General features: G+C 33.5%; 11 protein-coding genes. All 11 read left to right on the top strand.

Going from position 1 to position 10920, the window contains the following annotated elements:
- The coding region (locus tag Q5O30_RS07490) for an NAD(P)/FAD-dependent oxidoreductase (RefSeq protein WP_302674637.1) at positions 1 to 1194 on the top strand (1194 nt) is incomplete at its 5' end.
- Positions 1195 to 1207: 13 nt separating this feature from the next.
- Positions 1208 to 1870 (top strand): (d)CMP kinase, encoded by a 663-nt coding sequence (gene cmk, locus Q5O30_RS07485; protein ID WP_021953135.1) that lies wholly within the window; start codon positions 1208 to 1210, stop codon positions 1868 to 1870.
- 3 nt (positions 1871 to 1873) lie between these two features.
- Positions 1874 to 2755 (top strand): 4-hydroxy-3-methylbut-2-enyl diphosphate reductase, encoded by an 882-nt coding sequence (gene ispH / locus Q5O30_RS07480; protein WP_021953134.1) that lies wholly within the window; start codon positions 1874 to 1876, stop codon positions 2753 to 2755.
- The gene (gene rpsA, locus Q5O30_RS07475; RefSeq protein WP_021953133.1) at positions 2736 to 3851 is read left to right on the top strand and encodes a 30S ribosomal protein S1; all 1116 of its coding nucleotides are present in this window, start codon (positions 2736 to 2738) and stop codon (positions 3849 to 3851) included. Before ispH ends, rpsA begins: the two co-directional genes overlap by 20 nt.
- Before the next feature lie 145 nt (positions 3852 to 3996).
- On the top strand, positions 3997 to 4551 hold the full coding sequence (gene rsmD / locus Q5O30_RS07470; protein ID WP_021953132.1) for a 16S rRNA (guanine(966)-N(2))-methyltransferase RsmD: 555 nt from the start codon (positions 3997 to 3999) through the stop codon (positions 4549 to 4551).
- 4 nt (positions 4552 to 4555) lie between these two features.
- Complete coding sequence (gene coaD, locus Q5O30_RS07465; protein WP_021953131.1) at positions 4556 to 5035, top strand: pantetheine-phosphate adenylyltransferase; 480 nt, start codon at positions 4556 to 4558, stop codon at positions 5033 to 5035.
- Between the two features lie 12 nt (positions 5036 to 5047).
- Positions 5048 to 5641: a hypothetical protein gene (locus tag Q5O30_RS07460; protein ID WP_021953130.1), complete on the top strand. Its 594-nt coding sequence runs from the start codon at positions 5048 to 5050 to the stop codon at positions 5639 to 5641.
- A gap of 461 nt (positions 5642 to 6102) precedes the next feature.
- Complete coding sequence (locus Q5O30_RS07455) at positions 6103 to 7983, top strand: DNRLRE domain-containing protein (RefSeq protein WP_021953129.1); 1881 nt, start codon at positions 6103 to 6105, stop codon at positions 7981 to 7983.
- Positions 7984 to 8058: 75 nt separating this feature from the next.
- Positions 8059 to 9459, top strand: a complete 1401-nt coding sequence (locus Q5O30_RS07450; RefSeq protein ID WP_021953128.1) for an RHS repeat-associated core domain protein — start codon at positions 8059 to 8061, stop codon at positions 9457 to 9459.
- Between the two features lie 104 nt (positions 9460 to 9563).
- Positions 9564 to 10451, top strand: a complete 888-nt coding sequence (locus Q5O30_RS07445; protein WP_021953127.1) for an RHS repeat domain-containing protein — start codon at positions 9564 to 9566, stop codon at positions 10449 to 10451.
- A gap of 23 nt (positions 10452 to 10474) precedes the next feature.
- Positions 10475 to 10891, top strand: a complete 417-nt coding sequence (locus Q5O30_RS07440) for a hypothetical protein (RefSeq protein ID WP_021953126.1) — start codon at positions 10475 to 10477, stop codon at positions 10889 to 10891.
- Positions 10892 to 10920 lie beyond the last annotated feature (29 nt).

Here is a 10920-nt window from a genome sequence, read left to right as displayed (position 1 = left end):
GGAATGATGGCTGCCATAGCTGCTGCATATAATGGAAATGAAGTTCATGTTTTTGAAAAAAACGAAAAAAACGGAAAGAAACTTTTTATAACAGGCAAAGGAAGATGTAATATTACAAATGCATCGGATATAGAAAATCATTTTGCCAATATAATGAGAAATTCAAAGTTTTTGTACAGTGCATATCATTGTTTAGACAGCTACGGAGTATGTACAATGATAGAAAGTGCAGGAGTAGAAACAAAAATTGAAAGGGGAAACAGAGTTTTTCCTTTAAGTGATAAGTCCTCAGATGTAATTTATGCATTAAACAAAATGATGAGGGATATTGGAGTTAATATTCACTTGAAATCAGAGATTGTATCTGTTAGTAAAGAAAATGAAAATATAATATTAAAAGAAAAAAATGGAAAAAAACATATTGGTGATGCCTGTATAATAGCAACGGGAGGCATTTCGTACCCTGTTACAGGTTCTACAGGAGACGGATATAAATTCGCAGAAAAAATAGGACATACTATAACAGAGAGATATCCATCTTTGGTGCCATTTAATATTAAAGAGGAATTTTGTAAGGAACTTCAGGGACTATCCCTTAAAAACGTGGAGCTTAAAATTCAGGATGAAACAGGAAAACAATATTATAGTGAAATGGGAGAAATGCTTTTTACTCATTTTGGAATAAGCGGGCCTCTTGTTTTGTCGGCAAGTGGTCATATAAGTGACAAGTTAAAGGAACATCAATTTATTGCAAAAATAGACTTGAAACCGGCTCTTTCTAATGAGGCATTAGACAAAAGAATATTAAAAGATTTTGAAGAAAACATAAACAGAAATTTCAATAATTCATTAGATAAATTATTGCCTAAAAAACTTATTCCGGTTATTGTTGAATTATCCGGTATTAATCAATATAAAAAAGTACATGAAATAACAAAAGAAGAAAGAGAAAATCTGGTTAAATTAATAAAAGAATTGAAAATGAGTATTTCAGGTGCAAGAGGCTATAATGAGGCAATTATTACAAAAGGCGGAGTGTCAGTAAAGGACATTAACCCAAAAACCATGGAGTCAAAAATTGTGCCGGGTATATATTTCGCAGGGGAAGTTCTTGACATAGATGCACTGACAGGAGGGTATAACCTTCAGGTGGCGTGGAGCACAGGATATTTAGCAGGAAGCAGTATTTATTAAAATGGAGGAATTTATGTATAATATAGCAATAGACGGACCGGCAGGGGCCGGAAAAAGTACAATAGCCAAAATAGTAGCAAAGGAACTGGGATTTATTTATGTGGACACAGGTTCTATGTACAGAACAATGGCACTTTCATGCTATAGAGCAGGAATAAAAGCTGATGAAGAAGAAAAAGTTGTGGCAAAATGCAGGGAAGCGGAAGTATCCATTAGGTATGAAAATGGTGTTCAGAAAATGAAGCTAAACAATGAAGATGTAAGCGGTGAAATAAGGCAGGAGGTTATTGGAAACATGACCAGTGCCATTGCAGTGTATGGTCCGGTAAGAGAAAGATTAGTGGAAATGCAGCGTGACATAGCAAGTAAAAATAATGTCGTTATGGATGGAAGAGATATTGCTACTGCCGTGCTTCCAAATGCAGACCTTAAAATATATTTAACGGCAAGTTCTAAAACAAGAGCTGAGCGAAGATATAATGAACTTCTGGAAAAAGGTGTGGACTGTAACATAGAAGATATTGAAAAGGATATTAAAGACAGGGATTACAGGGATATGAACAGGGAAATTTCACCTTTAAAGAAAGCTGATGACGCGGTTTTAATTGATTCATCCAACATGAATATTGAAGAAGTTGTAAATAAAATTAAAGAGCTTGCAAAGGAAGGTAAATAGTATATGGATATTGTGCTGGCAAAAAGCGCAGGCTTTTGTTTTGGTGTTAAAAGAGCCGTAAACAGTGTTTATGATGAAATAGAAAATCATAATACAGGAATATATACCTATGGTCCCATTATCCACAATGAGCAGGTTGTACAGGATATGGAATCAAAGGGTGTAAAGGTTATAGATGATTTAGAAGGACTAAAGATAATTACAGAAGGAACAGTAATTATCCGCTCCCATGGAGTAGAAAAAAGTATTTATGATTTATTGGAAAATAAAAAAATACGAATAGTCGATGCAACATGTCCTTTTGTTAAAAAAATTCATAAAATTGTATTTGAGGAAAGTGCTAATGGCAGAGAAGTAATTATAATCGGAAATGATAAACATCCTGAGGTAGAAGGTATAAAAGGCTGGGTAAATGGCAAAGCATGGGTTGTAAACAACAGTGAAGATGTTGAAAAAATTACAATTAAATCGGATTCAAAGGTATGTATTGTATCACAAACGACATTTAACCACAATAAATTTAAATATTTAGTTGAAATTATAGAAAAAAAAGGTTATGATATTAATGTTGTAAATACGATATGTAATGCGACACACGAAAGACAAGCTGAAGCGAAAGAAATTTCGTCAAAAGTTGAGGCTATGATTGTCATTGGCGGCAGACATAGTTCGAATACACAAAAGCTATACGATATATGTAAGGAAGAATGCAAAAATACATTTTTTATTCAGACAACTGATGATTTAAAGGAAGGGTCTGAGTTTTACAGTTATATGAAGTCGTGTGAAGGTAATTCATTAAAGTCTATAGGTATTACAGCAGGGGCATCTACCCCAAAGAATATTATTGAGGAGGTCGTTCTTAATGTCAGAGATGAGTTTTGAACAAATGTTGGATGAATCATTCAAGACTATTCACAATGGAGAAGTTCTTGAAGGAAAGGTAATCAGTGTAAGAGAAGACTACGCAGTTCTTAATATAGGTTATAAGGCTGATGGTATTCTTACAAGAGATGAATACTCTAACACACCTGTAGATCTGACAACTGTAATTTCAGTAGGCGATGAACTGACAGTCAAAGTTCTTAAAGTTAATGATGGTGAAGGACAGGTTGCTTTATCATATAAGAGACTTGCTGCAGAGAAGGCAAATAAGAGACTTGAAGAAGCTTTTGAAAATAAAGAAGTTCTCAAAGCACCAGTTGTACAGATTTTGAAAGGTGGTTTGAGTGTTGATGTTGAAGGCGGAAGAGTATTTATACCTGCAAGCCTTGTGTCAGACAATTTTGAAAGAGATTTAAACAAATATCTCAATCAGGAAATTGAATTTGTTATTACAGAGTTTGTATTAAGTCCAAAGAAGAGGATAATAGGTGACAGAAAGCAGTTAATAGTTGCACAGAAGGAAGCCGCTAAGAAAGCTTTATTTGAAAGAATTAAAGTAGGTGATGTTGTTGAAGGTGTTGTAAAGAGTGTTGTAGATTTCGGTGCTTTTGTTGACATCGGAGGAGCTGATGGTCTTCTTCATATTTCTGAAATGTCATGGGGCAGAGTAGGAAACCCAAGAAAACTTTTCAAACCTGGTGATAAGGTTACTACATTTATTAAAGAAATTAACGGAGATAAGATTGCTTTAAGTCTTAAGTTTGAAGACACAAATCCATGGGCTAATGCAAGTGAAAAGTTTGCTGTTGGTGCTATTGTTACAGGAAAAGTTGCAAGAATGACAGATTTCGGTGCATTTGTTGAAATTGAGCCTGGTGTTGATGCATTATTACATGTATCACAGATTGCAAAGCATCATGTAGATAAGCCTGCTGATGAATTATCAATTGGTCAGGAAATCGAAGCAAAGATTGTTGATTTCAATGAAGAAGAAAAGAAAATCAGCTTAAGCATGAAGGAACTCCTTCCTGATGAAGAAGTTGAAGATACAGTTGAAGAGCCTGTAGAGGAAGCAACTGAGGACACAGAGGAATAAGATGAAGTAATTCATTTATTGACAACGTAAAAGCAGGCATATTAGTGCTTGCTTTTATGTTTTGTTATGGAAACAACAGGAGCAGATGAAAGCATCTGCCTGATATAAAAGAGATTTTCTTAAAATATAAGGAGCAAGGCGCTTTATGAGAGTTATTGCGGGAAAGGCACGCAGATTACAGCTTAAAACCGTTAAAGGAATGGATACCCGTCCTACCACAGACAGAATTAAAGAAACATTATTTAACATCATTAATGATTTAATGTACGATGCAGTATTTCTTGATTTGTTTAGTGGAAGTGGAGCTATTGCCATAGAAGCTTTAAGCCGTGGAGCTAAAAAAGCATATCTTGTGGAGAATAATAGAGAAGCCTGCAACTGCATAAAAGAAAATCTGAAATTTACACATCTTGAAGATGGAGCACAGTTAATGCAGATGTCATGCAACGAAGCCCTTGCCAGACTAAATGGCAGTGAAATATTTGACGTAGTATTTATGGATCCACCTTATAACAAAGAATACGAGAAGGATGTGTTGATTTTTCTGGGAAAATCTGATTTAATAAATAAAAATTCTTTAATCATTGTGGAGGCTTCTCTAGATACAGATATGTCTTACGCAGAAGAATTAGGATTTGAGATTACGAAAGAAAAGAAGTATAAGACAAACAAGCATGTTTTTTTTAAGATTATGGAGTGAAAGGATGACTAGAGCGATATATCCGGGAAGTTTTGACCCCGTAACTATGGGTCACTTAGATATAATTAAGAGAGCTTCAAAAGTTGTGGACGAATTAATCGTCAGTGTTTTAAATAATAATTCTAAATCTCCGTTGTTTTCAGTAGAAAATCGTGTTAAAATGCTAGAGGAAGTTGTTAAGGATTTACCAAACGTTAAAGTGATGTCTTTTGAGGGTCTTTTGGTGGATTTCGCAAAGGAAGTGAATGCCAAGGTTATAGTAAGAGGTCTTAGGGCTGTTACTGATTTTGAATATGAACTTCAGATGGCACAGACAAACACAGTATTAAACAATGAGATTGATACAATCTTTTTTACAACTAGTTTAGAGTATGCTTATTTAAGCTCAAGTACAGTGAAGGAAGCGGCATATTATGGCGCTGACATTAGCAAACTTGTTCCTGAAACAGTTGTAAATAAAGTTTATGATAAGATTAAGAGATAAAGGAGAAGCGATATGAGTAAGATTGAGCAGATTATTACAGAGATAGAAGAATATATTGATAATTGTAAATTTCAGCCATTATCAACATCAAAAATTATTGTCAACAAAGACGATATTGATGAATTGTTAGCGGAATTAAGATTAAGAACACCTGATGAAATTAAGAAATATCAGAAGATTATTGCTAACAAGGATGCTATTTTAAATGATGCTAAAGAAAGATCAGAGGCTATGATTGCTGAAGCAACAGCACATATTAATCAGTTGGTAAGTGAACATGAAATTATGCAGAAGGCATACAACGAAGCTAATCAGATTATTGAACAGGCACAAACTGAAGCTCAGGGAATCTTAGATTCAGCTACAAATGAAGCAAACGATTTAAGAACAAGAGCAATGCAGTATACAGATGATATTTTATCAAATGTTCAGAGCATTCTTACAACAGGTATGAATAGTTTTGAAAGTGCACAAAGCACTATGATGACTTCACTTAACAGCTCGCTTAATGTTGTTGTTGAAAGCAGAAAAGAATTAAGTGGTCAGGAAGATGAAGATACTGCAAGTGATGATTCAGATGATGATTTAACTGTAGATTTATTATAATTTTCATAACACTAAATTGTACTGAATGGTGGAAAGATCTTAGTTTATCTAAGGTCTTTCTTTTTACGTATAGATTTTAAAAACTATGTAGATATTATTGAACAGATTGGCTTAGATAAGCTTATATACAGTAGAGATGATTCATAAAATTATGATATTGGAAATTTGATAAGTTTAATGAGATGAAAAATTAATTTAAAAAACTTCACTTGCGCAAAAAACGGATACGTTTACGCATAACCTATTGCAACATTAAAATCCCAACAATAAAATGTAGATAAATAAAGGCTATAAACGGAATACTTAAAAATGGGAGAATGAAAAGAAAAAACAGTAACGTTAATGTAATTTCAATTATAGGGAGAAATTGAAGTAGTAAACAAAAGTGGAGGATAAGTTATGAGGTAAAGGTCGTAAAGGAACTAAAAGACGAAAGAACCAAAAACTCAAACACATATCTTATGAGCAATGGAAGCAAAAAACTGGAATGGTATGGAGACGATATACGTTATAAGGAAAATGGTAAGTGGAAGGACTATGACAGCTCTTTAAAAGAAATAGAAAATAAAGATCTTAAGGAACTTGAAAAGACTGATGTTGTGGAAAGCAATAAAGCCATTGCCCAATATAAAATGGTGAATACTGAGGGAAACTCAAAACAGTATTTTCCGGAAGAACTCGGCAAAGATACCCCAATTATTATGAAAAAAGATAAATATGAAATTGCATTTTCGCAGAAAACGGAAAAAGGTGAAATGCCAAAGAAAAGTGATGGAGACTACGAAGTTATATATACCGGAGAGGATAGCAGAACACAGTACATATCACTAAATAATGGTGTTAAGGAAAATGTCATTTTTAACAGTAGACCTGCAGAAAATACGATTACTTATGAATATGTGCTTAATGGTATGTACATGGAACTGGATGAGAAAACCAATGTCATCGGAATATATGATGAAAAAGGTAAAAAGAAGGCATATATTTCATCACCATACCTGTGTGACAGTACCGGAACTAATTACAGCTTTAACATAAAATATGATATAAAAAATAACGGTGATACATGGACAGTTACCGAAGCATTGGATGAGAAATTTTTGAATTCAAAAGATACAAAATATCCGGTAACTCTTGACACTACAATGTACTGGACGAGTAAGGATACCGTTGATGCAAGTAATCCAACCAGTGGTTATCCGGCGAATTATGTCATAGATGGCGGTAATGAAATGCTGGTTGGAAAAATATCAGAAGGATTTTATGGTCAGGCAATTATGAAATGGAGGGGACTTGAAGAAAGGCTGAAGAACAAGTTTATAAGTCTGGCTGTTTTGAACATTGATATAAAGGAAGTGGTTGGAAACCCGGTAATAAATATATATCCGGTTGAAGAAAACTGGGATATTTCTCAGGTAACATGGAACACAAAACCGTCCAATTCTGATGAACTTATATCAAGTCAGACAGGATTTGAGCAGGGGAAAAAATACAATCTGGACGTAAAGAAATGGGTGGAAAAGATAGCGTTTGGTGAGATTCCTGAAGCATATGGAATTGCACTATGTACCGGGACGGAAGAGAACATGTTATATATGAGGATATGTGGAACAGCTACGAATAAAGCACCTATGTTTGTAGTGGATTACTTTGACCCTATAGATATGAATGGAAAGTATTATGGGGATTTTAATATTACGGGAGAATATCAGGAAGATACAGGAAAAATAGATCTGAACTGGGAAGATTACGGTGATGGCTCAGGTAAAGAATTAGAGGAATACATGATTGCGACCAGAAAAAATGATGGGGATTTTAAAATGGTTGCAAGAACCAGTGATTTGGAGTGTTCTTTAGACATAGACAGTGATACCACGGATATGGATGTAAGATTAGTTGCAATAAGAAAAGACGGAAAATATTTAAGTAACATACTTTCTTATAGTATTAACAGTGAAACAGGTGAAGAAAATCAGGATGAGGCAGGGACATATAGTGCCGTGACAAGAGATACTGATGGGGACGGTCTAGAAGACGGATACGAAATATGGGATTTTAAGACAAAATGGAATACTGAGACAGAGGATAGTACGGAAACAGAACCAAAGTACGTTCAGGATAGTGACGGAGATGGATTGCCTGACGGATATGAGGTTTTTACTCTTGGAACGGACCCGGCAGTAAAGAATGAAGATGGAAAAGACAGTGATGGAGATGGTTGGTCAGATGTAAGAGAGTACAGGGAAGGAACGGATCCATGGCTTGTTGATTCAGATTTTGATGAAGTGTATGATCCTGATGATTTTGGTACAGTTAATCCTAGGAAAACTGACAATCCATAGAATAAGGGAACAGATAGGCTTGGTGCATATTCGGCTCAGGTACATAAGGGATTATACGATTATGAGTATTCCGAAATGGAAGACGGTGTTAAAGTAACATATATAGTAAATATTTATCGTGGAGATACAAAGAAAATAACAACAGATTATGGAGATGTTACATTAAATAAAGTTATAAAATATTTCTATGATGAGAATGGAAACAACACTGCAATTGTAGAGGAAAATCAGAATGATATCAATCATACCATATGCATAACATACACATATGACAGTGATGGCAATGTGACCTATATATGTGATCAGAAGACAGAATATACAATGTCATACAAAAATGGTGATATGAAAACCTTGAAAGTTGGAGACGTTGAATTAGTCAATTATGAAAGTAACATAACAGAAAATAGTAATATTTTAGAACAAATTACTTCATATGGAAATGGTCAGAAAATAAGAACGGTGACTACAAAATCTATTGATGAAAATGGAAATTCATATACAAAAAAATCTGAAATATATTATTGTGATGATACACAATGTTCATATGTTACAGAATATGACAATGAAGGGAGAATACTTAAATTTATAGATTGTACGGGTAAAGAGAAAATAAGTTATGATTATGTATATTCAGACGACAACATCACCGTAGCAAGGAATGATGGATTTATGAAGGAAGTAAAAAATAGTCAAAATGTAGATGGAAACATAACAGATAAAATTATATCTTATACATTTGAAAAGAATCAGGGAAGCAAGGTGACATATCAAGAATCTCAGAAAACAGATATGTCGGACGAAGATAAAACCGTAACAACAGACACCTTGTATAATGGTGATAATATTGTGGTAACGTCTTCTGATGAGAATAAAAAGATAAGTTATGAGATATATTCGCAATTGTGCAAAAAGGATATATTGAATAGTTATCAGGACGAAATGTCTGATACAAAGATATCATATAATATAAATGCATATGGTGAAAACAAAAAATATGAATATATTTATGATTTGTCGGGAAATATAACGGAAATTAAACTTGATGGAAACAGAATTTACGAATATGCTTATGATGTACATGGGCGATTAGTAAAGGAGTTGGATTATGTTAATAGCACGGGATGTGTTTACGGATATACAAGTACTGGAAATGTTGTGGCAAAGCATCTAAAAAAAATAAATTCGGATGGGAGTCTTACAAATATACAGGACATAAAATATAGTTATGAAAATGGTGATTGGGCTGATCAGTTGACGAAATATGGAAATCAGAAGATAACATATGATAGTGTTGGAAATCCTGTTAAATACCATGACGGGAAGAAATTTGAATGGATAAGAGGCAGAGAACTTTCAAAAATAATATTGAGTGATGATTCGGACGTAACTTATGAATACAATCAAAATGGACTTAGAACTCATAAAGAAACAAATATAACATCTACTGATTATGAATGGGATGAAAAAAACTCATAAGAGAAACTGTTACATACAAGTTATCGGGAAGAAAATATGATATTTGGTATTATTATGATGGTAATGGAGACATCGCAGGTTTTGAGTATAATGAAATAAGTGAGATGAATCAGGAACTTAACAGGAAAAGCATTTATTATGAAAAAAATATGCAAGGGGATGTCATAGGACTGATTGATTCAACAGGTGCAAAGATTGCAAGCTATGCGTATGATGCATGGGGAAATGTGGTAGATACAGTTTGTTATGAGAAAAATGAGATACCATATGCATTGAATCATATTACATACAGAGGATATTATTTTGATAACGAGAGTGGATTTTATTACCTTCAAAGTAGGTACTATGATGCTGAAGTGGGAAGATTTATTAATGCTGATGATGTAAAATATATTGGTGCAAATGAAAATAGATGGAGTTATAATTTATATATGTATTGTGAAGGTAATCCAATTATAGGGAATGATGAAACTGGTAATTTAATTACTTATCCGATAAAAGTCACAAAGACGTTTAAGAGACATGTGTGGCAAGCCGCAAACGTTTTTCTCACCGCAAAGGGATATCTTGTTGCAAAGATGATGTTTCATCACGCTTTATATGGTGGGGGTAAAAAAATGCCTAGTAACAAATTACAAAAGCTTACAAATAAAATTAAAAGTGATATTCAGTTAAGTAGGGCGGTAAAAAAAGAACTTGATAAGTGCAAAAAAAGAATAGATGGACAGAAAGTATTTAATTTTGCATTTGAGTTTACAGAAAATAGAGATTTGTATTATTCTGTTCAACATATTAGAGTGTTTGTTAATGCAAGAATGTATGACGGGCATAAATGGAATTTGGTCATATCTATAGGTGATATATATGATTTTACGGAGACGAGATCATGGTTTAGTTTTGCGGGATTAGCAAATAATATAGGTAAATATATGCAAGATTCAGGACAGTTGAAACCATTTCGTTGGGGATTGAATTATAAAACTACATTTTAGATTCTAAGAGAGGCGGTGTAAATATGATGAAAGCAAATGGAATTATAATAATTGGAATTAGTGTGGCTATGGTAATAACAGGATGTGGAAATAATACAAAAGAGTTTATTTTAGATGGATATAAGTCTTGCGATGAGTATTTTGATGATGGTTTTAAGAAATACACAGATTATTGTAAATACTATTATGATAAATCTTTTGATGTAACTTTTTCAGAAAATTCATATTATACAGTAGTGTCTAAAGATTACGTTAAGGTTATTAAGCAATATTTTAATAATTTTCAATCGGAATTTATGAGTGAACCAGATAAATATGATTTTGATAGTTCATGTATAACTGAGGGGGATTATTACTATAGGAAAGAGGAAGGAGGTGGCTATGACGTCGGTTTGTATGATTTAGAGAGTCATACATTATATTATATACATGATAATTAGAGAAGTAATGTAGATATTAGAAGATGAGG

This window comes from Eubacterium sp. CAG:161 (assembly GCF_000432355.1).
Taxonomy (GTDB): domain Bacteria; phylum Bacillota; class Clostridia; order Lachnospirales; family Lachnospiraceae; genus Eubacterium_G; species Eubacterium_G segne.
This window is presented reverse-complemented; position numbering and strand designations above follow the sequence as displayed.

Coding starts and splice junctions, on each gene's coding strand:
- Q5O30_RS07440 (WP_021953126.1), top strand. CDS start 10,475: ATGATGAAAGCAAATGGAATTATAATAATTGGAATTAGTGTGGCTATG.
- rsmD (WP_021953132.1), top strand. CDS start 3,997: ATGAGAGTTATTGCGGGAAAGGCACGCAGATTACAGCTTAAAACCGTT.
- coaD (WP_021953131.1), top strand. CDS start 4,556: ATGACTAGAGCGATATATCCGGGAAGTTTTGACCCCGTAACTATGGGT.
- cmk (WP_021953135.1), top strand. CDS start 1,208: ATGTATAATATAGCAATAGACGGACCGGCAGGGGCCGGAAAAAGTACA.
- ispH (WP_021953134.1), top strand. CDS start 1,874: ATGGATATTGTGCTGGCAAAAAGCGCAGGCTTTTGTTTTGGTGTTAAA.
- Q5O30_RS07450 (WP_021953128.1), top strand. CDS start 8,059: ATGGAAGACGGTGTTAAAGTAACATATATAGTAAATATTTATCGTGGA.
- rpsA (WP_021953133.1), top strand. CDS start 2,736: ATGTCAGAGATGAGTTTTGAACAAATGTTGGATGAATCATTCAAGACT.
- Q5O30_RS07455 (WP_021953129.1), top strand. CDS start 6,103: ATGAGCAATGGAAGCAAAAAACTGGAATGGTATGGAGACGATATACGT.
- Q5O30_RS07445 (WP_021953127.1), top strand. CDS start 9,564: ATGAATCAGGAACTTAACAGGAAAAGCATTTATTATGAAAAAAATATG.
- Q5O30_RS07460 (WP_021953130.1), top strand. CDS start 5,048: ATGAGTAAGATTGAGCAGATTATTACAGAGATAGAAGAATATATTGAT.